We start from the raw sequence: 25,821 nt of genomic DNA, 5'->3' as shown, positions 1-25,821 counted from the left end.
AAAAACACCGTTCGTCTATACATTCTGTTTTGAATAAAAGTTTGCAGCTACGTTTATACCACCCACTCTTAATCTATCAATGATATTTGATTAATGGTATGAAATTTAAAATCTCTGTATTAAGTATATTACTATTGAGCAGCAACGGGCTGTATGCGCAGCAAAAAACCATTTCAGGAACTGTTGTTGACAGCGTTACCCGTGTACCTGTTAACGGTGCCACCGTAATTTTAAACCCTGTAAATAAAATGGAGATTACCGGTGAAACCGGGCGTTTTTTCTACAGGGGAGCAGGGCCCGGGGTGCGATCTGTTACAGTCACTGCAGTTGGCTATGGTAAGGCAACCGTTTTAATAACAGATTTGCAGCACAATCCTGTCATCTTTATGAGCCCGCGACAAACCCAGTTAACCGACGTGGTAATCACGGCTAATAATCCAAACCCTTATAAAATCATTAGCGAAACCGATATTAAATTGCGCGCCGTGTCTAATTCACAGGAGGTACTGCGCATGGTGCCCGGGCTGTTTATAGGGCAGCACCAGGGCGGCGGTAAAGCCGAACAGATTTTTTTGCGGGGATTTGATAATGACCACGGTACAGATATCGCTTTATATGCAGATGGGATACCTGTTAATATGGTTTCACATGCCCACGGCCAGGGTTATGCCGACAGTCATTTTATTATCCCGGAAACGATAGAAAGCACTGCCTATAAGAAAGGTTCATACGATGCCGAAAAGGGTGACCTGGATGTGACCGGCGCCGTTGATTTTCATACTGCTGATGCCATCAGCCAGAATACCGTTAAGGTTGAAGGTGGTCAATTTAATACTTACCGCGTTTTAGCAATGGTGAATTTATTAGGCGAAAAAGCTAAAGCCAATAACCAATCCTGGTACATCGCTTCGGAATACCGTTACAGTGATAGTTATTTTGACAATCCGCAACATTTTAAACGTTTTAACTTTTTTACTAAGTATCATGGTAAAATCTCGGACAATAACCGGCTAACCTTAACCGCATCTGCATTATACAGTAATTGGTTCGCGTCCGGTCAGATCCCGGAGAGTGCAGTTGACGAAGGTAAAGTTGGTTTTTATGGAGCGCTTGACCCGAATGAAGGCGGCGTAACATCCCGCACCAACTTTAATGCACAGCTTTTAACAACACTGGGCGAACATGATGTTTTAAAAAATCAGTTGTATTACTCCCGGTACAAATTTGACCTGCATACCAATTTTACCTTCTTTTTGGTCGACACGGTAAACGGCGATGAGATCAGGCAGAAAGAAGCCCGGAACGTATACGGCTATAATGGCAGCTACCTGCACGATGGGTACATGGGGGAAACTAAATTAACTACAGAAGTTGGTTTGAATGCCCGTTTGGATGCCACCAATAATTCAGAACTATCGCATACGGTAAACCGCTATACTTTGCTTAATCCGATTAAGCTGGGTGATATTACCGAATTCAGTGCAGGCGCTTTTATAAATGAAACATTCAAGTTCAATTCTAAACTTACCTTAAACGCAGGCCTGCGATTTGACCAGTTTTATTATAAGTATAATAATAAACTGGCAGGCGATACCACATTTAAGGGTATAGGTGTTTACAGGGCAAATAATAACATTATCAGCCCTAAATTGAATTTCTATTACCAGGCTACCGATAAAACACAGTTTTACTTATTCCTGGGCAAAGGTTTTAACTCCAATGATGTCCGTGCTGTTGTGGCAGTAAATGGAGTACAAAGTTTAGCAGCTGCTTATAATGCAGACTTAGGGACGGTGTTTAAACCTGTCCAATCCCTGCTTATTAATACGGCTATATGGTATGGGTTCTTGTCTAAAGAATTTGTTTATGGCGGCGATGGTGGTACGATTGACTTCAGCGGACGTACCCAACGCATCGGACTTGACTTATCCGCCCGCTATCAGCCAGTTAAATCGCTGTTTTTTGATGCCGATTTGAATTATGCTCACGGGCGCTCCTTAAATGAACCGGCCGGCCAAAACTACATACCCTTAGCACCTGTTTGGAGCAGCACAGGCGGTATTACTTATTTAAGTAAAAGAGGTTTTAATGGCAGCCTCCGTTACCGTTACTTAGGCGACCGGGCAGCTAATGAGGACTACAGCTTAACTGCTGTAGGGTACTTTGTGAATGACCTTGTGTTAAATTATACAAAACCAAAATACGAGATAGGTTTAACAATTAACAACCTGTTTAATGTAAAATGGAAGGAGACCCAATTTGAAACCGAAACCAGGTTGAAAAGTGAGTTACCAGCCGATGGCGTTGCCTTTACACCGGGTACAAAATTCGCTGCGGTTGCGCATTTGAGTTACTTTTTTTAGTATTAGTAACAATGTCATATTTGTCTGCAGTTCCTTTTAATAAAGTCCTGAAGTAGGTTAAGCCGGCAACTCCACATAAAAAGTAGTCCCGTTTCCGGGCGGGCTTTCAAACCAGATACGGCCGCCGTGTGCTTCTATAATTTGCTTGGAAATAGCCAAGCCGAGTCCAAAAGCTTGTTCGCCGGCTGTGCCCGAACGCTTGGCCTGGGTAAACATGTCAAAGATATTATCCTTCATTTCGTCGGGGATACCGATACCATGGTCCTCAACAGAAATTAACACATGTTGCGGCATTTCCTGCAGTTTAATAGTTATTACCGCCCCCGTCGGACTAAATTTAATGGCATTGCCGATGAGGTTGCTGATCACCCTCCAAAACTTTTCGCGATTGACAGGCACATCTATATGAGGTGCCTGTAGTACCACTTTTTGCGCCTTAGCATCAGCTTTATGATGTAATAGCTCAACACAATAATGCAGCATAGAATGCAGATCGACAGGTTCTTTTTTCAGCTCCTCTGTCCGGGTATGTACCTGTAGCAGGTCGCTCACGAGGGTAAGTGAGTTTTGGCCTGAAGTTTTGATCATATCCAGCATCATCCGGTCATCTTCGGGCCTTTGCTGTTCCAGCATCATACTGGCAATGGTAGCTATTGCGCCTATCGGGCTGCGAAGGTCGTGCGCCACGATCTGCATCATGCGGGTGTTTTCTTGCTGGCTTTGTTCCAGCGAAGTAAGCGTTTTTGTTAACGTGGCATTATTTCTTTTGGATAAACGCCACGAACGGAAGATTAAAAAGATAATAAGCACAGGGAGGATGGTAAAACCCAGCGCGGCCAAAAGGTATAGACTGCTTAATTCATTTTTCTTTTTCAATGTATCAAGCTCGTATTCATTTTGGATACGCTGGAAACCGTTGTCTGCATCTGCAGTATCAAACTTCCGGGTCTTTGCGTCGGCACTATCCTTTAGTTTAAGGTAGGTAACAAGGTAGGGTTTGGCTTTCTGCTCCAGCTTTAAGGCACTGTAGTACTTCCATTTAAGTTGCTGCCATTCCATTTCGGCCCGGGGATTGGGCAGTGTATCAAGCGAAGACCGGATTGCCGCCGCCATTTTGCCGGCATCGTTTAAATGACCGGCTTCCAGGTAGGCCCTGGCCAGTTTCAGCTGCATTATCTGGGTGGTTTTTCCTTCGTTACCACCATGTCCGTTAAATTCAATGTTTTTTTTAATCAGTGCTTCTCCTGCTTTTAAGTCTCCCCGTTCAAGATAAATTTGAGCAATATAGCCGTAATTGAGGCCATGAATATCTTTTATAAACCGCGCCTTTTCAGGGAAACGGGCTGCGTTCTTATCGGCATAGCTGATGGTGGCCTTATAACAAATAAGTGCACTGTCGGTAAGGCCGAGATGATGATAGCTCAGGCCCGCATTATCCATTGCCCCTTGTGCTGCGGCAAATGAATCGAAATCAAGTGTGCAGGCTTGCTGATCATTAAAAGTTTGCATAAACAGGGTTGCGGCCTTACGGTATTTTTGCTGGCGGTAATTAAGCAAGGCAAACCGGCTATCGAAAAAAGCTCTGCTGCAATTGTCGCCGTGCTTTTCGGCAAACACCTTGCCTTTATAAAAAGCCCTGTAAGCCTCATCATAATTACCGGCCTCCAGTAACAGGTCGCCTTTTGAAAACAAAGTTTTACTGTATTCTTCCGGGTATTTTTGCCTGATGTCTTCCGTGTTCATTACATTAAGCATGCTATCGGCGTAGTTGTTGGCTATTTTTAATTCAACCGGATCATTGTTGAGGCGCGCAGTTTGAAAGGCTGTTTTATACTTAAACCGGTATTTTCGCCATCTATCACCTATCCCGGGCCTTTTTATTTTTGAAAAACCTGCATCAATCAAATTAAATGCTTCTTTTTCTTTATGCTGATCAACAAGCAGGGTGGCTTTTGATAAGAGGTCGTTTACAATAACCGAATTATCGGTAACGTTCCCGGTATTTCTGCATGAAAAAGTAACTGCACTCAACAAAAACAACAAATAGGTTTGCTTTACCGGATTTTTTGAAAAAGAGGGATCGGCCATAACATGTTTTTAGGTTTTGGCTAATTTATCTTTTTAAAATACTTTGTCAAATAAATGTCATGTAACCGGGGCGGATTTGCTACTTCTGCAAATGATTGCCCGTGTGGTTAAAAAGAATGAACTATTTAAAGCAGGGTAATTGCCAAATTTAACTTTATAACGCACAAAACTTGCGTTTTGTTAAATACCAGGAGAAGGATGAGTAACAGGATTTTTTTTCAAATTAAAAAAATTACCTGCATAAGGGTTTAACAGGGTTGTTTATCTTTAGCTTATCCAATTAATGATGAGCATGAGCTTTACCCCCTTTTTTATATTAATAACCAGTATGCTTTTTTCATCCGCAGGCAAGGCGCAGCAGGCAGGCGAAACAATCCAGGTTAATATTAATAAGCTGTTAAATGCCCGCCCGGTAACTACAGCTACTAATGGTAAACTGCAAAGCTGGACTATAGGCATAGATGGCGGAGGAAAAGGGGATGGCTACCTCACCATGGCAGCGGCTTTACTAAACGGTGATAAATTACCACATGCTTTGCCCGATGATCCGCTGATAGTGGCTAATTCATTTCACCCGGCAATATTGCTCCACTACAAAAATGGGGATAAAGGCAATCAAACCCGTAACATAGCCGGTACTGATAGTTTTAGCTTTGAGATGCCTCATGAAAAATATTCAGGCTTGTATCTAAGCCTTACCAGTTCGGAAGGGCCATCGCAACTGCACATCCGGTTAATTTATGCCGATGGCAGCGAGAGCAAAGATTTTATCCTGCCTGACTATTATAATGACCTTCCCGAAGGGGATGCTAACCTGAGCTACGCAGTACATAACCTGGCCAAATGGGGGCCGGAAAATAAGATGACAGAAAGTGATCATCATAATATTGACGTATTGAATATCCATCCCGATCCCAAGCGGGTTCTTAAAAAAATTACTATAAGTAAAGATAAAGCCGGATACCTGGTATTTTGGGCGGCTACAGGTGTGGTTGAATAATATTTTATGATCAGATCCTATATAAATAAATCGCAGGGTTGAGTTTTAAAATAATTTCAAAAAATATTAATTCATAAAATTCTGGTTCAGATAATTACCCTACTTTTGCACAAAATAATAAGCCCTGTTTTAAGCTTTGAGGATCCGTTTGGTTATTTGGTGTTGCCTGCTTTTTTTGTTGAATTGTGTTACCGCTTTTGCGCAACAGGATTCAACGGTGGCAGATACGCCGTTAAAATCACCTGTACGTACTTTTCGCTCCGGCAATTCGGTACTTGATTCGGTGGCTAACGCCATGCAAAACCGGGACAAATTTATTACCGACTCCATTACTATGCGTTACCTCAGGGTGCCGGATGCTGCCATGCGCGCCGAATATGCCGACAGCGTTTTTGCCCGCGAATTATATCATGGTTACGGTTTCCTTGACCTTCATTCCAGGTCAAAAAGCCGGGTAATGGAAGGACATAACCGTCCCTCACGTGATCCATGGGTTATTGTGATCATTATTGCCATGCTGTTATATACAGCCATCCTTAACCTGGCCCTGAGCAAGGATGTAAGCAATGTGTTTACTTCCTTTTACAGCAAACGGGTACTTTCAATAGCCGGTAAAGAGGAAAGCCCGGTTAGCTCGTGGGCGTTTCTTGGTTTGTTTTTATTGTTCTGCGCTACATTCGGACTGTTTTTATACCAGCTGGCCGCATACAAAGGTGTTTATTATAAAATAGCAGGAAGCGGTCTGTTTACTTTTCTCACCATTGTAATTATAGCGCTGTTTTCACTCAAGTTTTTAATACTCAAGTTTTTAGGTTTTGTGTTTGATATTAATAAACTGGTGAGCGAATACCTTAACATCCTGCATCTTACCTACTTTAACATTGCATTTGTTTTTTTACCGGTGGTTATTTGTTTCAGCCTGCTTGGGGCGCAATATATCCCGGTATTACTAACGGCCACACTCATCATAATCATCGTAATTTTTATATGGCAATACATCAGGAGCAGCGTAAATATAATTTCTACGTTTCGATTTCATAAGTTTTATTTATTTACGTATCTTTGTGCCCTCGAAATTTGCCCTGTTTTGATTTTAATAAAGGCATTGAATATTAAAATTTAGGTTATTAAAAGCACTGAATTGGAAGATAGAAAGAAAAAGGTTAAAAGCATACTGGTTACTTTGCCTAAGCCCGAAAATGATAAAAATCCTTATGCCGAGCTGGCTAAAAAGCTTAACCTGAAAATTGATTTCAGATCATTTATTCATGTTGAGGGTGTGCCCGCAAAGGATTTCAGAAAAGAGAAGATCAACCTGGCTGATTTTAGCGCGGTGATCTTTACCAGTCGTAACTCGGCCGATCATTTTTTCCGCATATGCGAGGAAATGCGCTTTGAGGTGCCTGTTGAAATGAAATACTTTTGTCTTTCGGAAACTATAGCGCTTTACCTGCAAAAGTATATTCAGTACCGTAAGCGCAAGATATTTTTTGGAAAACAAACTGCTGCCGACCTGGCGGAAGTGCTGAAAAAACATTCGTCGGAAAAGTTTCTTTATCCATGTTCGGATGTTGCGGCTGAAGAAACCCAGCGCTTTTTGCTCGAGAATGGCTATAACTTTACCCCGGCAGTACTTTTCCGTACGGTTTGCAGCGACCTTTCTGATCTTGCCGATGTATTTTACGATGTTATTGCATTTTTTAGTCCGTCAAGCATCCAGTCGTTGTATAAAAACTTTCCCGATTTTAAACAAAATAATACACGCATTGCGGCCTTTGGGGCAACCACGCATAAGGCTGTGCTTGAGGCTGGTTTAATTTTAGATATCCCCGCTCCAACTCCTGGTGCGCCCTCAATGACCATGGCTATTGAGCAGTATGTTAAGCTTGTAAATAAATAATTTAGAAATTTATTTAACCCGGCTGCAACTTTTTGCAGCTTATACCCGTATAACCGCTAACTAATTGTCATGTAAACAATTGGTTAGCGGTTTGTTAATTATATAGCATTTTGTTTTGTACTGGTAAGTAAAGTACACAGTTTACCGGTACATGAGGCCAAAATATCGTTTTTTATAGCTTGCTTTGCTAAAAAATGTAATATATTCGGGCGTCGCATTGTGTTGTAGTTATATAACTGATTTTGAATTTATAAAATGAAGCAGATATACTTTTTAATAGTTGTTTTAGCAGGTAGTGTATTAAGTGGTTGCGGCCGTGGCGGTGGTGACAGGGGTGAGGTTGTGGGTGTACCTGCAAGGTCATTCAGGGCCGAAGTTCCTTACGGCATGGTTTATATACCGGGTGGCAGTTTTCTTATGGGCCAAACCGATCAGGATGTAACCTTTGCCCAGATAGCACAAACCAAGCAGGTTACTGTTTCCCCGTTTTTTATGGATCAAACCGAAACCAGCAACAGCCAGTACAAGATGTTTGTGAACTGGGTGCGCGATTCAATAGCTATCAGCAGTTACATTAACGATAATAAATACTTCATCCAGCCAAAAGCCGGGGCCGGCAACAATAACGGCGGCAAAAAGTTCATTAACTGGGATTTTGTAAAGAAAAACCCTATCTGGAGCAGTAAAGGCGGCCAGGCAAATAATACCCAAAAGTTACAGGGTATGTATTACCAGGGTGATGACCGTGTTTTTGACCGTAACGAGGTTGATGTGCGTTTGCTAAAATATAACTATGCGCTGTTTACCCTGCGTGATGCAGCCGATCATCATAATGATAAATCGAAACACCGTTCTGATTTCATTGTTCGTGATACTGTGCCTGTATATCCTGATACATTAGTTTGGTTGAGCGACTTTTCATATGCTGCCAACGAACCTATGGTTGAAAGTTATTTTTCGCATCCTGCATTCCGTAATTATCCGGTTGTGGGAGTAACCTGGAGGCAGGCCCGTGCTTACAGCGTATGGCGTACCCGCTATAATGATGCTTATAAAGATAAACGTCATTTACCTCACCGTGCTCCTTATAGCCTGCCTACAGAAGCTGAGTTTGAATACGCAGCACGTGGCGGCAGGATTGGAACAGATTATCCTTGGGGTGGCCCTTACATAAAAAATGCAAAAGGCTGCTTACTGGCAAACTTTAAGCCGGGGCGTGGTAACTATACTGATGATGGTGGCGCATATACTGTGCCGGTGCGTTCATATTTTCCTAACGATTACGGCTTGTATAATATGGCTGGTAATGTTGCGGAGTGGACCTTATCTGCTTTTGATGAATCAGCATCAACATTTGTGCATGACCTTGCACCTACATTTAATTACGAAGCCAAATCAACCGACCCCGAAGTACTGAAACGTAAAGTTGTGCGCGGCGGTTCATGGAAAGATATTGGATACTTCCTTCAAAACTCAACCCGTTCTTATGAATACCAGGATACCGCTAAATCATATATCGGTTTCCGTTGCGTAACCCACTACCTGGGCCGCGATATTACAGACAAGCGCTAATTAAGAAAATTAGTTAAGGCAAGCATCAATCAAATCAAAACATAAAAAAAAAAGTTATTTCTGAATTATTATGGCTGGAAAGAAAAAACCATTCGGAATTGGGAACGTAATATCAATAGGTGCAACCGTAGTAATTATCGGTCTGTTATTTAAAATAGAACACTTACAATTTGCATCAACATTTATCAGGATCGGTTTAGGAACCGAAGCGTTATTGTTCCTTATTTTAGGTTTACAAAGGGAGGATAAAGAAATTGACTGGGTACGTGTTTATCCTGAATTAAGCGAAGATTTTAAAGGTGAGTTGCCAACAGCAACTGTTAGGGGCGGCGGCAGCAATGCAGGCCCTTCAACAACAGCAGCTTTAGATAAAATGATGGAAGATGCTAAAATTGGCCCGGAACTGGTTCGCAGTCTTGGTGATGGCTTGCGTACATTTGGCGATAAAGTAGCTGCTATATCACGTGTTACCGATGCCGGTGAAGCTACTATAGCTTTTACAGCTAAAGTTAAAGACGCAACTGCAAGCTACGATAAGTTGAGCAATTCATTTGAAAAAGCATCGGCTAACTTAACCGAGATGGCTAACTCAAACGTTGATTCAAAAGCTTACCATGACCAGGTTAATCAATTAGCTAAAAACCTATCAGCTTTGAATGCGGTTTACGAACTTGAATTACAGGATTCAAGCGCGCACTTAAAATCAATGAATAAATTTTACCAAAACCTTGCCCTTACCATGAACAACTTTAATGAATCACTGGATGATTCAAAACAGTTCAAGGAAGAGGTTGGTCGTTTGGCTAAAAACCTGTCATCGTTAAACGCTATTTATGGTAACATGCTTACAGCCATGAACCAGCCGCGTGTTTAATTATAATTAATTGATTTTTTACCAGTAAAGATTTATAATAGATGGCCGGAGGTAAGGAAACCCCAAGACAGCGAATGATAGGTATACTGTACCTGGTACTATTGGGCCTTATTGCCCTTAATGTACCGGATAGTTTGCTGGATTCATTCAAAAATATTACGAATAGCTTAGACCAATCGAGGGCAAACGTTAAAACAAGCCTCGAGAATACTTACACTGCGTTTGAGGGTTCGAAAATGAAAGAACAGCCTGAAAAGGCAGCTCTATTGTTAGCACGAGCCAAAGATGCCAGTAAAACTGCAGATGAGCTTAACGGTTATGTGGAGGCGCTAAAAAAAGAAATGATAGATGCCGGCGGCGGCATTAATCCTGATATTAATGATGTTAACGCGAGAGATAACCTTGATATATCGGCCAATATCATGATCGTTCATAAAAAGGCCGATGCGCTGAAAGAAAAAATAGAAAGCACCAGAACCCGTTTGATGAACTTGTTGGGTAAAGATAGCGTTGGTATTAACTTTTCTTTAAACGCGATAGACCCGCCTAAACGTAAAGGCTTTCCAAGCAAGGACTGGCAGGAAGCTTATTTTGGGGATGGTATTCCATTGGGTGCCGCTTTAACAACTTTAGCTAAAGTACAAGCCGATAATAAAAATGCTGAAAATGAGGTTGTAAAAAAGATACTGGGTAAAATTGACCAGGCGCAGGTAACGTTAAATCAATTTAAAGCTGTTGCAGTTGCCCCAAGCAGCTACGTAATAGCAGGGCAGCAATATAAAGCTGAGATATTCTTAACGGCATATGACCAAAATTCAAACCCCTCAATTACTGTAGGTGGTTCGTCGATACCAACATCCAATGGTGTGGGTACTTATACAACTACAGCAAGTGGTGAGGGTTTACATACCTGGACAGGTCAGTTGAGCGTTAAGCAGGTAGAAGGTCCACCGAAAACGTATCCGATTACAGCTTCGTATATGGTTGCAAGGCCATCAGCTGTTGTATCGCCTGATAAAATGAACGTTCTCTATATAGGTGTGCCTAATCCGATCTCAGTATCAGCACCGGGTGTACCAACAGGAAGCATCAACTTAAGGATGAGCAGTGGCTCATTAAGCGGATCAGGCGGTCATTACACTGCTACTGTAAGCAGCATTGGTAAAACAACACTTACTGTTACCGGCGAAAAAGGTATGGTATTAGGTTCAACTGAATTCCGGATCAAAAGGATCCCTGACCCAAAGCCTCAGTTTGCAGGTAAAAGCGGTGGTAACACCAGCTCAGCCAACCTAAAAGCACAGGACAGGCTTTTTGCCCAACTTGATAACTTTGATTTTGATGCTAAATTTAACGTAACGCACTTTACTATGCTGGTTGTAAAACCGCGCCAGGATGCCATTATTTTGTCAGGCTCGGGCGGCGAATTAACCGGTGCTATGCACAGTGCTTTAAATACGGTTACACCAGGAACTACTGTTATATTTAAGGATATCATCGCGGTAGGCCCTGATCATTCACCGCGGTCACTTGACCCGATTGTATTATCCGCAAATTAAACGCGTATGAAAAAGAGAATTTTAGTTGTAATCCTTTGCCTTGCCTGCGTAAGTGCTTATGCGCAAAAAAAGCGTACCAAAAGACCGCCGGCAAAAAAAACAACCACGGCAAGAGCAAAAGCAACGCAGAAACCTGTACAGGTTCAGCCGGATAATGTTACCAGTCAGCAGCCGCTTGATACAGCACGTAAAATTGCTGCAAAACCTTTTGACAGGCCGCTTGACGGGTACTACAAGAAAAGTAACATCATTAATGCTAAGGTTACGCCTTACCCAAATTTGCGTGAAAATGATGTTGCATTTGCAAAACGTGTGTGGCGCGAAATTGATGTGCGCGAAAAGATGAACCAGTACCTGGCTTCGCCTAAAGGGCGTTTAATTGACGTGTTGCTTGATGCCATTACCAGGGGTGAGCTTACAGCGTATGACCCAACTCCAGGCAAAAAAGATGATCCGGGAGGCGATAGTTTCACTACGCCTTTAACGGGTGCACAGGCCCGCGGTCGTTTAGCATCTGACAGTAGTGTGGTTGAAAAACGTGATAAGGATAATAATGTTATATCATCAACCCTTGTTGCCGGTGATTTTAACCCGGATAGCGTACTGAAATTCCGGATTAAGGAAGATTGGATCTTTGACAAGCAACGCTCGGTATTCGAACCCCGCATTATAGGTATTGCTCCATTGGTTAAACCTAAAGGAACCGGTACACTCGATATTGATTATCAACCAGCTTTTTGGATATATTTTCCTGAGGCACGCCCCGTGCTTGCAACTAAAGAGGTAGTGAGCCGTAATAGCGATGCCACCGGCTTAAGCTTCGACGACGTATTTATCAAGCGTATCTTTACCAGTTATATCGTAAAAGAAAGTAACGATAAGGATGAGCGTATAAAAGATTATGCCCAGGGTATTGATAAGCTTTATGAATCGGAAAGGATTAAAAAATCCCTTCTTGATTGGGAGCTTAACCTTTGGCAGTACTAAAAGATTTAAGATTAAACATGGTTTTTATAAACAGGCGATGAATTTTCATCGCCTGTTTTGTTTTTAGAGACTTTTTTCGCGCAAAGGAGCTAAGACGCAAAGGTTTTTTTTCTTAGCGGCTCTGCGTCTTTGCGTGCTTATTTTGTTGCGAATAATTGATAGAGCAGCTATCTGTGCCGATCAACTCAGTATCCCCTCTTGATATGCGATTTTCACCCCAGCCCTGACCAACGGCTTAAACTTTTCTACCAACTCCCCCAAAATTCCGACCAACTCCCGAAACAGGGGTAAATAATGCCTTTTTTGTGTTTGCAGAGCGCTTTCAGGGCTTTGTCTATTTATATCAACAGCTGGTATAACACTTTTTAGCGATCAAAATATATGTTGTTCATTTGATCATTGAAAATAACAACACAACATATTTAAAACATTAAAACCTTACGATCATGAAAACCTCAATAAAATTATCAGCCTTATTTGTATTATTAACTGCAGGTGTATTTGCTACTACAGTAGCTAAAGCCGACGAAGGTGGTACCGGTGTTAGACCAAAAGCCAAAGAAGTTGTAACCTTTAAATCACTTGATCATGATCGTGGTGTCAAAGTAGATTTTGTAAAATCAGAAAGCGGAAAGTCAATTGTAAAAGTTTACAATAAAAACAACGAGCTTTTGTTGAAAGACGTTGTGCCAAGCAAAACTGACGTAAGCAAAGGCTATGTGCTAAACGGTTTGGAAGATGGTGAATACACTATGGAAATCACCACAAACAACCAGGTGGTTAAAAAATCAATCCACGTTTACCAGGATGGCGATCAAAAATCATTCTATATAGCCCAGTAAGAAAATTACTCTCCACCATATAAAGAAGGCCGGGTTCATTGAACCAGGCCTTTGTTGTTTTAGTATGATAATTTAGGGCTTAAGTCTGCTCGGCTTCCGATCCTGTATTAAAATAAGCCAGTATAGCTTTGGCCTGTTTAAGGTTTACCACTTCAAGCAGGATCTCTTCATTCGCTTCGCGGATCTTCTTTACTGATTTAAAGTACTTAAGCAGTTTTTCGGCGGTGGTTTTGCCTATGCCCTCTATCAGTTCAAGTTCGGTTACCAGTGTGCCTTTATCACGTTTTTTGCGGTGAAAAGTGATCCCAAAACGGTGGGCCTCATCGCGCAGGTGCTGGATTACCTTAAGTGTTTCCGATTTTTTGTCGAGGTACATCGGGTACTGATCGTTTGGATAGTAAAGCTCTTCCAAACGCTTGGCGATGCCTATAACTGTTACTTTTTTATCTATACCTAATAACTTGAGGCTGTGCATGGCCGATGATAGCTGGCCTTTGCCTCCGTCAATCACAATCAGTTGCGGCAATTCTGTTCCTTCATCCAGCAAGCGGCGGTAGCGGCGGTGTACGGCCTCTTCCATTGTGGCAAAGTCGTTGGGGCCTTCTACTGTTTTAACGTTGAAGTGGCGGTAATCCTTTTTGGAGGGCTTGCCATCTTTAAATACCACAATGGCCGATACCGGGTACTTGCCCTGGAAGTTGGAGTTATCAAAACATTCAATGTGGCGAGGGAGCTGGTTCATACGTAAGTCTTTCATCATCTGCGTAAGCAATCGCTCGGTACGGACCTCTGGGTTTAGCTTTTCGTATTGGTCAATCTTTTCCTTTTTAAAGAACTGAACATTCTTTTGTGAAAGATCAAGCAGCTTGCGTTTTTCACCCAGTTTGGGTACCGTGAATTTGATGTTAGGATGATCTTCAAGGTCGATATCAAAGGGTACGATAATTTCCTTGCTATCGCTGTTATAACGGCTTCTGAACTCGGATATAGCCAGTGTAAGCAACTCCTCGTCGCTTTCATCCAACCGTTTTTTAAGTTCGATGGTTTGCGTTTGGATGATGGTACCGTTCATTACCTTCAGGAAGTTTACGAAGGCAAGTTTTTCTTCGGATGCGATGCTGAACACATCTACATCCGTAATTGATGAGTTAACAACAGTCGATTTGCTCTGGTAATTTTCCAGCAGCTCAAACTTGCGTTTAAGCCGGTGAGCCAGCTCAAAGTTCATTTCTGTAACGGCAGCTTCCATTTCGTTTTTTAACCGACGAAGCACAGCACCTATTTTGCCATTCAGGATATCTTTGATCTCCTCGATGCTGTTGTCGTAATCATCTTCTGTCTGAAAATTTTGGCAGGGGCCTTTGCAGTTGCCCAGCTGGTATTCCAAACAAACCTTAAACTTGCCTTTATCAATATTTTCGCGGGTGAGGGGCAGCCTACAGGTACGCAGGGGGTAGGTTTCCCTGATCAATCCTAAAATGTTATGCATCATACTTACAGAAGCATAGGGGCCAAGGTATTTGGAGCCGTCTTTAACAATGCGGCGGGTCCAGAAAATGCGCGGGTAATTCTCGTTCTTAATGATGATCCATGGATAGGTTTTATCATCCTTAAGCATTACGTTGTAACGCGGCTGATGCTTTTTGATCATGCTGTTTTCCAGCAGCCAGGCATCAACCTCGGTATCAACAATAGTAAAAGTTATAGCACGGATCTTGGATACCAGCACCCGCGTTTTTGCATTGATATGGATATCCTGGTTAAAATACGACCCAACACGGTTACGCAAATCTTTGGCCTTGCCAATATATATCAGTTCCTGCTCACTATCCCAGTACTGGTAAACCCCGGGTTTGTGAGGGATATTCTTTAAAGCTGCCTTATAATCAAATTGGTTCATTAGTTCATTAGTTCACTGGTTCATTGGTCTGCTTGGTGATTACCCCTCGCTTTGCCAATAAAATGCAGTTTATCATTTATTACTCTCCTTTTTCATTACCGCCCCGCTTGCCAATGAATTTAAGGTACGCATTTAATTTGAGATGAATGATCTGAAGCTTTTCAAACAGATCGTTGAATTGTTCCTCAGTTATCAGGTTCCTTTTTTTTGATTTTTGCAGCCAGCCTTTTGTTTCCAAAATTGAACCGCGGCTAAAATAACAGAAATTGCGGTTTTCTTTGTAGTGGTACCTGCCATAACCCTCCGCTATATTCGCACTGATTGAATCGGCAGAGCGCACTATTTGTTTTCCAACGGTATCTTTGGTAAAATAGTCCCATTCACTTACAATAAACCAAATTTCATCGCTGAAATTATCAGCCAATCTGTATACCTCTAAGTCTTCGAGCGTGTGATGACTCATGCTATTGAACTATTTACAAATGAACTAATGAACAAGTGAACCAATGAACCATCAGAATCCCAATTTCTTATCCACTTCAGTAGTTCCCTGCTGTTGCTGGTTGTAAGCGCCGCAATCCAGTATAATGCTTACGCCATTTGCAGGTGCATCAAAGTCTACATTCTTTTTAATGCCCAGAGCCTGGTTGGCGTATACCTTTTTCATGTACATGGCAAATATAGGCAGGGCGCTGTTGGCGCCTTCACCAAGACGAGTACTTTGGAAAGCAATGTCGCGATCTTCGCAGCCTGTCCATAAGCCGGTAACCAGTTGCGGGGTTATGCCGATGAACCAACCGTCGGAGTTGTTTTGGGTTGTGCCTGTTTTACCACCGATAGGATTGCGTAAACCGTATTTGTAAGTTAACCTTGAACCGGTGCCATCTTCAATAACACCTTTAAGCATATAGGTCATTACATAGGCTGTTTGCGGGTTCATGGCCTGCACTACGCGTGGTGTATGGGTATACAATACGTTGCCGTTTTTATCTTCAATGCGTAAAATATAAGTAGGCTCTGTCCATAAGCCATGGTTGGCAAAAGCAGAGTAAGCAGCCGTCATCTCAAAAACAGAGGCATCAAATGTACCCAGGCAAATGGATGGATAAGGCGGAACTGCACTGGTGATACCCATTTTCTTGATCAGGTCAACAACGGGCTCGGGTTTAACCTCACCCATAACGTGGGCTGTAACCCAGTTTTGTGAGTGTGCCAATGCCTGCCTTAAAGTAATAAAGCCCGGTAAAGTTTCGGATGGTGATGAACGCGGGCACCATGGCGCGCCGTAACCACGAATGGTATCAGGAACGTTATTGATTTTCATGCAAGGCGAGTAGCCATTGTCAATAGCCACAGCATAGGTAAACGGTTTGGCTGTTGAACCCACCTGGCGTGTGCCGTTCTTTACCTGGTCGTACTTAAAGTGCTCAAAGTTGGTACCGCCAACCCAGGCTTTTACGTAGCCGGTTGTTGGATCCATACTCATGAGCGCGTTGCGCAGAAGCATTTTACAATAAATGATGGAGTCCATCGGCCTCATCATGGTATCGATATTGCCATGCCAGGTAAACAGGTTAAGCATGGTTTTGGTATTGAAGTTTTCCTGGATTTCCTCGTCAGATTTTTCCTGTTGCTTCAATTGCTTATACCTGTCAGACTTTTGCATGCCCTGATCAAGTAAAAACTTAAAGTTGTGGATGCTTTTGTACAGGTTACGGCCGCGCCAGTGGTCATTGAACTGGGCCTGCAGGTCTTTCATGTAATCGCGCTGCGCTTCCTCAGCATATTGCTGCATGGTGGCATCAATGGTGGTGTATATTTTTAAGCCATCGCGGTCAAGATCATAAGGTGAGCCATCGGGGCGATTAATGTTCTGTTCCCTGAAGATCTTCTGCAGCTCTTTCTTCAATACCGAACGGAAGTAAGGAGCAGGGCCGTCAAAGTGATTATTCTGGTGAAAATCAAGACCAAGAGGTTTCTGTTTAAACTCTTCAACCTGGCCATCGCTCAGGTATTTTTGCTCGGCCATACGGCTAAGTACCAGGTTACGTCTTTTAAGTGCATTATCCGGGTGGCGGATAGGCGAATAAATGCCGGGGCCGTTAACCATACCTATTAGCAAGGCAGCCTGATCGGGTGTTAGTTTATCGGGCGTAGTGTTAAAATAAGTACGCGCTGCCGATTTGATGCCGTAAGTGTTGTAAGCTCCAAAGTCGACCGTGTTAAGGTACATGGTCAGGATCTCTTCTTTGGTATAGTGGCGTTCAAGCTTAACAGCCGTAACCCATTCCTGTAGTTTTTGGATGATCCGTTTAAATGGATTGGCAGATCGCTCAGAAAAGAGGTTAAGCGCCAGCTGTTGTGTTATAGTACTACCGCCTTGTTTTTGCCCGATAAGCAAATGCGCGAAGATAGTAAAGCTTCGGCCAAAATCGATCCCCGAGTGGTCATAAAAACGTTTATCCTCGGTAGCTACCAAAGCATTAATTACGTTTGGTGACAGCTCCTGGTATGTAACGTTTGAGCGGTTTTGAATATAGTAAGTACCCAATACCTGCTTATCAGATGAGATGATCTCTGTAGCCTGGTTGCTTTTGGGGTTCTCCAGATCGCGAAACGATGGCAACTGGCCAAACACATCAAAAATGGTAAGCGTTATCATGATAACCACAAAAGCAAAAAGGGCTATCACGGTACGCCATATGTACCAGTTGTATCTTCTTATATCTGCAGGCTGGAGTTGATTTTTGGAGTTAAACCTTGTGTTAGTGGTTCTCATTTTTTAATAAAATTTCTGGTAGTAGTCAAAATAACTATCCAATATACTTTGGGTTGCTAATTTATCCAGATTTTCTTTGGTAATGATAAAAAAGCTGTATTTATCCCTTGGTACCTTCATAATATCGGGCAGCAGGGGTATAATGGTACGTGCATAATCCTTAGCATCGGCAAGGCTGTAAAAACGGCCAACGTATATCAGCTGGTTATTGTCGCCAACGCTCTTAACGTGGTGTATAACTTCACTGCGTGTATATCGCGTACGGTTAAACTGCCCTACACCAAAACGCGTTGAGGCCAGATTAGTTGTACCGCTGGATACATTTATCACAAAGTAATAATTGCTGCTATCGAGCTTACTGAATATATAGTTTACAGCAGGGGTGTTACCAATGGCTGCGTGGCTTACACCGGCCACGGTGTCTTTTTGTTTTGGCACAGGTTGTGCAGCAAGATCACGTGAAGTATCCGGCATTTTATGCTGCGGTAAAGGGATCTGCGCTATGGCAAGTTGTTTTGGCTGTTGGGTTGCCGCCTGTTGAATTTGAGGTGCCGATGTTTTGGCCCCCGCTATTACGCGCGTATCCCGTTCGGGCAGGCGTTGTTGGGGCGTTATGTTTTGGGACGATGGGGTATACGGCGGACGGTACTCTGTTTGTTTTTGGTAAGCTACCGGCGGGGTAAAAGGGATCTCGTTAGGGTCATCATTAAACAATACAACCGGGCGGGCGGCTATTTCGGCTTTGTTTGAGTCGATATAGGCAAGGTGTTGGTTAACCAGCGGGGCTATAAGCTTATCCTGCGGATATTTTGAGGCGATCAATTGCAGATCGGCTTGAAAAGGTGGCAGCTTTTCCATATGGCCGGCGGCAATGGCCTTCAGGTAATACAGTTGGGCTGCGTAACGGTTGTTAGGATATTTATTAAGCAGATCGTTTGCTTTGTCAATCACCTGGGTATATTGTTTTTGGGCATACAGATCGTAAACCTGGTTATAAAAGCCATTAAATTCGGCATCTACATCGGCCAGCTTACGGGCATAATCCGGATCAAGGATAACTTTGGCAAACACGCTTTCGGGGTATTCTTTAAGAAGCCTGTTTTTATAATCAGTTGATTTAGCCGCGTCGATATCTGCATAAAGCCTGTACAGGTTATAATAAATAGAAGGCTTATCGCTGCTTTGCGGGAAACGGGCAAGCAAAGCTTCGTAGGTGGCAATAGCTTCCTTTTTATCCTCCAATACATCGCGATAAAAATTAGCCATTTCAAAATAGGCATTGTAGATCCTGAAATTTGATTGCTGTAGCAGGGCCGGCGTGAGGGGCAGGTTTTTAACCAGGTCCTGCCGGTAAGTGCCAGCAGATACATTGGTTGTATTGTAGGCAACACTGCCAACGGGAGCATCCGGATCGTTAACCTGCGAGCCAATGCCGGTATTAGCCGTAGGTATGCCCGTGTTCGAGCGCCTGCTGCGTCGCCAGTTGTCCTCCAGTTTACGATTGCCCCATAAGCGCTTAAAGTCGTTATATCCCTGGCTTACGGCGCTGTTGTTGTAAAAATAAAAAGTACTGCCGCTGTTTTTATTGTTTTGGGCCGATGAATTGTTATTCCTGTCGAAGGAGTTTGACATGGTTCCGTTATTGGCAGCACCGGCATTGGCCTCAATGGCAGCTTGTTGCTGCTGACGTGTTTTGCGGGCTACCATCTCATCTATATGGGCGTCGCGGGTTTTTTCGTCAAGAGCGGCAAGCATCTGCAGGGTATCTTCGCGCGATATGGTTTCGAGCAGGCGGGTGAGGATTTGCAGGTTATCAGCCTTTTTGCGGATGAGCTGGTATCCCGGGTAATTTAACGACAAGTTGTTAAGGGTGCTATCATAATAAAGTTTGGCACTTGCATAATCGGCCTTGTTTTTAAAGTTGATATCGGCGATACGGAGATATGAAAGGCCTTTTTGGTTTTGATTTTTGGTGCTTACCCGTACCGATTTCTTGTAGCTTTTCAGGGCATTGTCAATCTCGCCAGCTTTAAACTGCTGTTCCCCTATCTGGTAATAGATCTGGTCGTAAAAGTCAGTATTGTCACTATTTTTAAGCAGGGCGCGCAGCAGATCAATTTTATTGGCCTTAACATCGTTTTGATTGTCGCGAATGCGAATGCGGTTAAGGTTGGCGTTAAAAGCCATTTCAAAGCTGGCATTACTTTTAACTACGCGGGTATAGCTTTCATAGGCATCGCCGGCTTTAAGGTTAAGCTCCTGCAACTGGCCAAGGATAAAAGTCCAGCGAAGTTTGAGGTTGTTGATATAGCTATATTTAATAGCTTGTTTAGCCATCTCTTCGGCTTCGGCGTAGTTTTGGGTAATGATATCGTACTGCAGTTTGGTAGCGTAAACATCGGCAGTAACATTTTTTTTAGGGTTGATATCCTGTAGGGTCGAATCAATTACCAGTTTGGCCAAAGGCAGCTGATTAAGGTACATAAGCCCGCGCGCTTTCCACACCAAAGCTTCCTGTTTAAGATTGGCCTGTTTGCCAAATGAGCGGGTTACATAATTGAAATACTCAACAGCATCAAAATAATTGGCCTCCAGGTAGCGGGATTTACCCAACACCAGGTAGGCATCGCCCAGGTAGTGGCTTTGCTCTTTAATGCTGATGATCTTGTTGGCTTTTACAATAGCCTCCTCCAGATCCTTGTCTGGTGTACCGGTTTGAACGGTGGTATCAGGATAAACATTTAGTAGTTCACTGTAGGCATCGGGAAAGGAAGCCGCGTAGCTTTCCTGCTTAAGCCTTAAAATTTCATTGGCGTTGAATAATATATTGTAATGAGCAGTAAGGTTTTGCATGGTGCGGTTAAACCCGCTTTGTTTTTCAAGCGAGCAACCGGCCGCTCCCAGGATCAGTGCAGACAGTAAAAAAATGCCGATGTTTGATATATAGGATGATGATAATCGCCTCAATGCAATACGATGGTTTAAAAGCATTGCTAAAATACTAAAGATTATACAATAGGTTTAATAAATTTGCGCATGCCGAAAAATGAACAAAATAACGAAGAGGATGTGGATAAGCCTTTAAGCGCTTATGCTAAGTATAGCAGCATCGGTTTCCAGATGGTTGCTATTATTGGCATTTTTACCTTTGCGGGCTATAAAATTGATGAAGCCGGCAAGCACGATGTAAAATGGGCTACTGCTGTGCTGGCCCTCGTGGGGGTTTTCATCGCTTTGTTTATTGTTATCAGATCTGTTAAAAATTGAAACTCCATACTTTTATTTTATCGTTCCTGCTGCTTGCTGTTATCATAGCTGTGCCGCCATTGCTGTTAAGCAGATCGACGCATGCTAACTGGATCGATCCGCATTTCTGGATGATATTTGGCTTTATAACCGGGCTTACATTTATTACCACCATTTCGGTATTGATAGTAACCAGAATCAACAAGGAAATATATGCCCAAACGTTCCTGGGGGCAACCATGATCAAGCTTTTGACCTGCATGTTTTTTTGCCTGTTTTTTTTGCTTAAAATCCAAGTAAATGGAGTGATATTTATTGCCAATTTTTTTTACGTATATTTCTTTAATCTCGTCTTTGAAATTTACGGTTTGTTACGTACCTTGCGCAACCAAAATTTAAAGTAAAAATCTCTCTGTTAATGGATTTTAGCCCTCTTTTGAACTCAAAAAAAATCACCTTAGGTATCATTTTAAGCGTTTTTTCGCTATTTGTAACTGTGAAGGCCAACGCCGCACAGGAAAAAAATGAGTCATCAACAAGTGTTGAAAGTAAAGAAAAGGAAAAGTTTGACCCTAATGAAGCCATCCTTGAACACATTGCCGATTCGCACTATTTTCACGTAGGTGGGAAGGTTGCTTTCGGCTTGCCTGTTATCCTTTATACAGATGGCGGACTGGAAGTTTTCTCTGCTTCAGAATTTGAACATGGTGAAAAAACTCACCAGGGCAAATACCACACTTATGCTTTAGTTAAAGACAAAATTAAAGTTGTTGGCGCCGATGGTAAAACCGTTGATGAAACCGCAAAGATTTTTGATCTGTCAATTACCCGCAACGTGTTTTCAATGTGGATGTCGGTAATATTACTGCTCATCATATTTGGAAGTGTGGCATCATCGTACAAAAAACGTGTGGGTAAAGCGCCAAAAGGTTTACAGTCGTTGCTTGAGCCGCTGATCCTGTTTATCCGCGATGAAGTGGCTTTGCCAAACATTGGTTACAAGTATGCAAAGTTTATGCCTTTGCTGTTAACTATGTTCTTCTTTATCCTGATCAATAACCTGATTGGTATGGTGCCGTTTTTTCCCGGAGGCTCAAACCTTACCGGTAACATTGCTGTAACCATGGTGCTTGCGGTTATCACCCTTATTGTGGTTAACTTTAACGGTAACAAATACTACTGGAAACACATTTTTGCTCCTGACGTTCCGTTTTGGCTTTACCCTATCATGTGGGTGGTTGAGCTTGCCGGTATCATTTCAAAGCCTTTTGCGTTAATGGTGCGTTTGTTTGCCAACATCATGGCAGGCCACGTTATCGTACTGGCGCTGATCTCATTGATCTTCATATTCCAAACACTTTGGGTATCGCCGGTATCAATAGCCTTCGCTTTGTTTATCGATGTGCTGGAGCTGCTGGTAGCTTTCCTGCAGGCTTTCATCTTTACAATGCTTACCGCGTTGTTTATTGGCAGCGCTGTTGAGGAGCATCATCATTAATAATTTGTAATTAATAATAACACTATATTCATTTAAATTTAAAAACAATGGTTGGAAGTATTGCTGCATTAGGTGCAGGTTTAGCAGTTATCGGTGCAGGTATTGGTATCGGTCAAATCGGTGGTAAAGCGATGGAAGGTATCTCTCGTCAGCCGGAAGCTGCTTCAAAAATTCAGACTGCCATGATCATCGCTGCTGCACTTGTTGAAGGTGTTGCTCTTTTCGGTGTGATCGTTGCACTTTTGGGTAACAAATAATTTTACCCTTTAAAAAAATAAAAACCGGGCCGTGTAACGGTTGGTTACACCCCGGTTTTTATCTGAATGAATAACGTTAATTAGAACTATAGTCACAACAATTATATAAAAGATGGATTTAGTAATGCCTGATTGGGGTTTGGTTGTATGGACAACCGTAACCTTTTTACTCTTACTTATTTTACTGAGGGCATTTGCCTGGAAACCAATCATGGCCGCCATTGGCGAACGTGAGCGTTCAATTGAAGATGCTTTGTTAAAAGCCGAAGCTGCCAAAGAAGAAATGAGCCGTTTAACCAATGAAAACGAATCATTGATTAAACAAGCCCGTGCAGAGCGCGACCTGATATTATCTGAAGCCCGTAAAGCCAAAGAGCAAATAGTATCTGATGCTAAAGAAATTGCACACAAAGAAGGTGCACGGATGATTGAGCTTGCCCGTGTTGAAATCAACAACCAGAAAGCTATTGCTTTGGCGGATGTTAAAAACCAGGTTGCTACATTATCATTACAGATTGCCGAGAAGATCCTTCGCAAGCAGTTTGAAGATCAGCAGCAGCAAGACGAACTGGTGAGCCAGTTATTAAAAGAAGTGAAGTTATAAGGATTCCGGATTTGAGATGTTGGATTTCGGATTTAATTCCGGCTCAGCATCCAGGTTTAAATCTCTTTAATTCAAATTGAAAATTCCGAAATCGAAAATTCGAAATCCGAAATAAAAAAACATGTCAGAAATCACGGTAGCAACCAGGTACGCCAAATCGATCATTGATCTTGCCCAGGAACAAGGAACTGTTCCGGAGATCAAAGCCGATATGGACCTTTTTTTAAAAACCCTGAAGGGCAGCCCCGAACTGGTAGCAGTATTGGCTAATCCTATTATATCTCACTCAAAAAAGATCAAGATCCTTGATGAGATATTTTTAAATAAGGTTAACAAAACTACGCTCGCTTTCTTTAAGCTGATGATTAACAAAGGCCGGGGTGAAGTATTATACTTTACTGCAGGCGAGTACATTAACCAGTACAACTTTAAAAACCACATCACCAAAGCTAATGTTACATCGGCTACGGAACTTTCTGCAGCTAATAAAGCAACCCTGATTGCAGAGCTGCAGCAAAGCATTGGCGGCACTGTTGTATTGGATGCTAAAGTTGATCCGGCATTGATAGGCGGTTTTGTTTTAACCGTTGGCGACAGGCAGGTTGATACCAGCATTGCTGCAAGCCTGAAAAAATTGAAAAAAGAATTTGCTGTTCAAGCATAATTAATAAGTATTAAAAGTAAAACTCTAAATAAATTTTAAACAATGGTAGAGGTAAGACCAGACGAAGTATCAGCAATTTTGCGTCAGCAGTTGGCCGGCTTCAAGTCAGAATCTGAATTAGAAGAAGTGGGTACTGTACTCCAGGTGGGTGACGGTATCGCACGCGTTTATGGATTAACTAAAGTACAGTCGGGCGAGTTAGTTGAGTTTGGCACAGGATTGCAAGGCATCGTACTTAACCTTGAAGAAGATAACGTGGGTGTGGTATTGTTAGGCAGGTCTGACGATATTAAAGAAGGTGATACCGTTAAACGTACCAACAGGATTGCATCAATTAACGTAGGCGAAGGCATGCTTGGCCGTGTTGTTGATACCTTAGGTGCCCCTATTGATGGTAAAGGCCCAATCACCGGTCAAACTTACGAGATGCCGCTTGAGCGTAAAGCTCCGGGTGTAATTTACCGTCAGCCGGTAACCGAGCCATTACAAACCGGTATCAAAGCTATCGACGCGATGATCCCTATCGGCCGTGGCCAGCGTGAGTTGGTTATCGGTGACCGTCAAACCGGTAAAACTGCGGTTTGTATCGATACCATCATCAACCAAAAAGAATTTTATGATGCAGGCAAGCCTGTTATCTGTATATATGTAGCCTGCGGACAAAAAGCATCAACTGTTGCCAACATCGTTCGTACGCTTGAAGAGAACGGTGCTATGCCTTACTCAATCATCGTTGCTGCAAACGCATCAGACTCTGCTACCATGCAGTTCTTTGCTCCGTTTGCCGGCGCTGCTATCGGCGAGTACTTCCGTGATACAGGTCGCCCTGCTTTGATCATCTATGATGACTTGTCAAAACAGGCGGTTGCTTACCGTGAGGTATCGTTGTTATTACGTCGTCCACCGGGCCGTGAGGCTTATCCTGGTGACGTATTTTACCTGCACAGCCGTTTATTAGAGCGTGCAGCTAAAATCAACGCAAATGATTCTATCGCGCAGCAAATGAATGACCTGCCTGAGTCAATCAGGGGTATTGTTAAAGGTGGTGGTTCATTAACAGCATTACCTATCATTGAAACACAGGCTGGTGACGTATCTGCATATATCCCAACCAACGTAATTTCAATTACCGATGGTCAGATCTTCCTTGAATCAAACTTGTTTAACGCAGGTGTTCGTCCGGCTATTAACGTAGGTATTTCGGTATCACGTGTAGGTGGTAACGCGCAGATCAAATCAATGAAGAAAGTTGCCGGTACCTTGAAACTTGACCAGGCGCAGTTCCGTGAGCTTGAGGCTTTCTCAAAATTCGGTTCGGATTTGGACGCTTCAACCAAAAACGTGCTGGACAAAGGTATCCGTAACGTAGAGATCCTGAAACAAGGTCAATACTCACCGGTATCTGTTGAAAAACAAGTTGCTATCATTTACCTGGGTACTAAAAACCTGATGCGTAACGTACCTGTAAACAAAGTAAGGGAATTTGAAACAGAATTTACCGACCAGTTAGAAGCCCGTCATCCGGAAGTTTTAGCTGCCCTTAAAGCAGGTAAATTTGATGACCAGCTTACCGGCGTACTGGAAACAGTAGCTAAAGAACTTGTAGGAAGGTATTAATCTTTTTGATGTGCAGATATGCTGATGTGCAAATGTGCAGATTAGCATATCTCTCAAATTGATTTTAATTT

General features: G+C 42.7%; 21 protein-coding genes. 15 read left to right on the top strand and 6 right to left on the bottom strand.

Features of this window, described 5'->3' with window-relative positions:
* The first annotated feature begins 98 nt into the window (after positions 1–98).
* A complete protein-coding gene (locus ACFFGT_RS16600) occupies positions 99–2,363 on the top strand; it encodes a TonB-dependent receptor (protein WP_377023644.1) in 2,265 nt (754 codons plus the stop codon).
* A gap of 57 nt (positions 2,364–2,420) precedes the next feature.
* On the opposite strand, the gene ACFFGT_RS16595 is transcribed toward ACFFGT_RS16600, so the two are convergent.
* On the bottom strand, positions 2,421–4,451 hold the full coding sequence (locus ACFFGT_RS16595) for a tetratricopeptide repeat-containing sensor histidine kinase (protein ID WP_377023643.1): 2,031 nt from the start codon (positions 4,449–4,451) through the stop codon (positions 2,421–2,423).
* A gap of 328 nt (positions 4,452–4,779) precedes the next feature.
* On the opposite strand from ACFFGT_RS16595, the gene ACFFGT_RS16590 reads away from it, so the two are divergent.
* From ACFFGT_RS16590 to ACFFGT_RS16555, 8 genes are all read left to right on the top strand, one after another.
* Positions 4,780–5,451 carry a hypothetical protein gene (locus ACFFGT_RS16590; RefSeq protein WP_377023642.1) on the top strand — a complete coding sequence of 224 codons (672 nt, stop codon included), beginning with the start codon at positions 4,780–4,782 and terminating at the stop codon, positions 5,449–5,451.
* Between the two features lie 217 nt (positions 5,452–5,668).
* Entirely contained in the window at positions 5,669–6,574 is a 906-nt protein-coding gene (locus ACFFGT_RS16585; RefSeq protein ID WP_377023641.1) for a DUF4271 domain-containing protein, read from the top strand.
* 18 nt (positions 6,575–6,592) lie between these two features.
* Complete coding sequence (locus ACFFGT_RS16580; protein WP_090530369.1) at positions 6,593–7,351, top strand: uroporphyrinogen-III synthase; 759 nt, start codon at positions 6,593–6,595, stop codon at positions 7,349–7,351.
* 255 nt (positions 7,352–7,606) lie between these two features.
* Positions 7,607–8,923, top strand: coding sequence for a T9SS ring complex lipoprotein PorK/GldK (gene porK / locus ACFFGT_RS16575; protein WP_377023640.1), 1,317 nt, complete (start codon positions 7,607–7,609; stop codon positions 8,921–8,923).
* A 70-nt stretch (positions 8,924–8,993) separates the two neighbouring features.
* Positions 8,994–9,797, top strand: coding sequence for a type IX secretion system motor protein PorL/GldL (gene porL / locus ACFFGT_RS16570; protein ID WP_377023639.1), 804 nt, complete (start codon positions 8,994–8,996; stop codon positions 9,795–9,797).
* Between the two features lie 41 nt (positions 9,798–9,838).
* A complete protein-coding gene (porM, locus tag ACFFGT_RS16565; RefSeq protein ID WP_377023638.1) occupies positions 9,839–11,356 on the top strand; it encodes a type IX secretion system motor protein PorM/GldM in 1,518 nt (505 codons plus the stop codon).
* 6 nt (positions 11,357–11,362) lie between these two features.
* Positions 11,363–12,343: a type IX secretion system ring subunit PorN/GldN gene (gene porN, locus ACFFGT_RS16560; RefSeq protein WP_377023637.1), complete on the top strand. Its 981-nt coding sequence runs from the start codon at positions 11,363–11,365 to the stop codon at positions 12,341–12,343.
* Between the two features lie 446 nt (positions 12,344–12,789).
* Entirely contained in the window at positions 12,790–13,185 is a 396-nt protein-coding gene (locus ACFFGT_RS16555; RefSeq protein ID WP_377023636.1) for a hypothetical protein, read from the top strand.
* 79 nt (positions 13,186–13,264) lie between these two features.
* On the opposite strand, the gene uvrC is transcribed toward ACFFGT_RS16555, so the two are convergent.
* From uvrC to porW, 4 genes are all read right to left on the bottom strand, one after another.
* A complete protein-coding gene (gene uvrC / locus ACFFGT_RS16550) occupies positions 13,265–15,085 on the bottom strand; it encodes an excinuclease ABC subunit UvrC (RefSeq protein ID WP_377023635.1) in 1,821 nt (606 codons plus the stop codon).
* 79 nt (positions 15,086–15,164) lie between these two features.
* On the bottom strand, positions 15,165–15,548 hold the full coding sequence (locus ACFFGT_RS16545) for a four helix bundle protein (RefSeq protein WP_377023634.1): 384 nt from the start codon (positions 15,546–15,548) through the stop codon (positions 15,165–15,167).
* Positions 15,549–15,599: 51 nt separating this feature from the next.
* Positions 15,600–17,864 (bottom strand): transglycosylase domain-containing protein, encoded by a 2,265-nt coding sequence (locus tag ACFFGT_RS16540; protein ID WP_377023633.1) that lies wholly within the window; start codon positions 17,862–17,864, stop codon positions 15,600–15,602.
* Between the two features lie 3 nt (positions 17,865–17,867).
* Entirely contained in the window at positions 17,868–20,855 is a 2,988-nt protein-coding gene (gene porW / locus ACFFGT_RS16535; RefSeq protein ID WP_377023632.1) for a type IX secretion system periplasmic lipoprotein PorW/SprE, read from the bottom strand.
* A gap of 45 nt (positions 20,856–20,900) precedes the next feature.
* Here porW and ACFFGT_RS16530 point away from each other — a divergent pair, with 45 nt between their 5' ends.
* Positions 20,901–21,131, top strand: coding sequence for an AtpZ/AtpI family protein (locus ACFFGT_RS16530; protein ID WP_377023631.1), 231 nt, complete (start codon positions 20,901–20,903; stop codon positions 21,129–21,131).
* Here ACFFGT_RS16530 and ACFFGT_RS16525 read toward each other — a convergent pair.
* Complete coding sequence (locus ACFFGT_RS16525) at positions 21,121–21,372, bottom strand: hypothetical protein (RefSeq protein ID WP_377023630.1); 252 nt, start codon at positions 21,370–21,372, stop codon at positions 21,121–21,123. The two genes, ACFFGT_RS16530 and ACFFGT_RS16525, sit on opposite strands and share 11 nt — an antisense overlap.
* A gap of 174 nt (positions 21,373–21,546) precedes the next feature.
* On the opposite strand from ACFFGT_RS16525, the gene atpB reads away from it, so the two are divergent.
* The 5 genes from atpB to atpA all read left to right on the top strand — a co-directional run bounded on the left by atpB (position 21,547) and on the right by atpA (position 25,750).
* Positions 21,547–22,608 carry a F0F1 ATP synthase subunit A gene (atpB, locus tag ACFFGT_RS16520; protein ID WP_377023629.1) on the top strand — a complete coding sequence of 354 codons (1,062 nt, stop codon included), beginning with the start codon at positions 21,547–21,549 and terminating at the stop codon, positions 22,606–22,608.
* A gap of 47 nt (positions 22,609–22,655) precedes the next feature.
* Positions 22,656–22,865, top strand: a complete 210-nt coding sequence (gene atpE / locus ACFFGT_RS16515) for an ATP synthase F0 subunit C (RefSeq protein WP_110585792.1) — start codon at positions 22,656–22,658, stop codon at positions 22,863–22,865.
* A 112-nt stretch (positions 22,866–22,977) separates the two neighbouring features.
* The gene (gene atpF, locus ACFFGT_RS16510) at positions 22,978–23,469 is read left to right on the top strand and encodes a F0F1 ATP synthase subunit B (RefSeq protein ID WP_377023628.1); all 492 of its coding nucleotides are present in this window, start codon (positions 22,978–22,980) and stop codon (positions 23,467–23,469) included.
* A 121-nt stretch (positions 23,470–23,590) separates the two neighbouring features.
* Positions 23,591–24,133, top strand: coding sequence for an ATP synthase F1 subunit delta (gene atpH, locus ACFFGT_RS16505; RefSeq protein ID WP_377023627.1), 543 nt, complete (start codon positions 23,591–23,593; stop codon positions 24,131–24,133).
* 42 nt (positions 24,134–24,175) lie between these two features.
* Positions 24,176–25,750: a F0F1 ATP synthase subunit alpha gene (gene atpA, locus ACFFGT_RS16500; protein WP_377023626.1), complete on the top strand. Its 1,575-nt coding sequence runs from the start codon at positions 24,176–24,178 to the stop codon at positions 25,748–25,750.
* Positions 25,751–25,821: the final 71 nt, after the last annotated feature.

The organism is Mucilaginibacter angelicae, from assembly GCF_042434235.1.
Classification (GTDB): Bacteria; Bacteroidota; Bacteroidia; order Sphingobacteriales; family Sphingobacteriaceae; genus Mucilaginibacter; species Mucilaginibacter angelicae.
The sequence above is the reverse complement of the archived record's forward strand: the minus strand, read 5'-3'. Positions and strand labels throughout refer to the sequence as shown.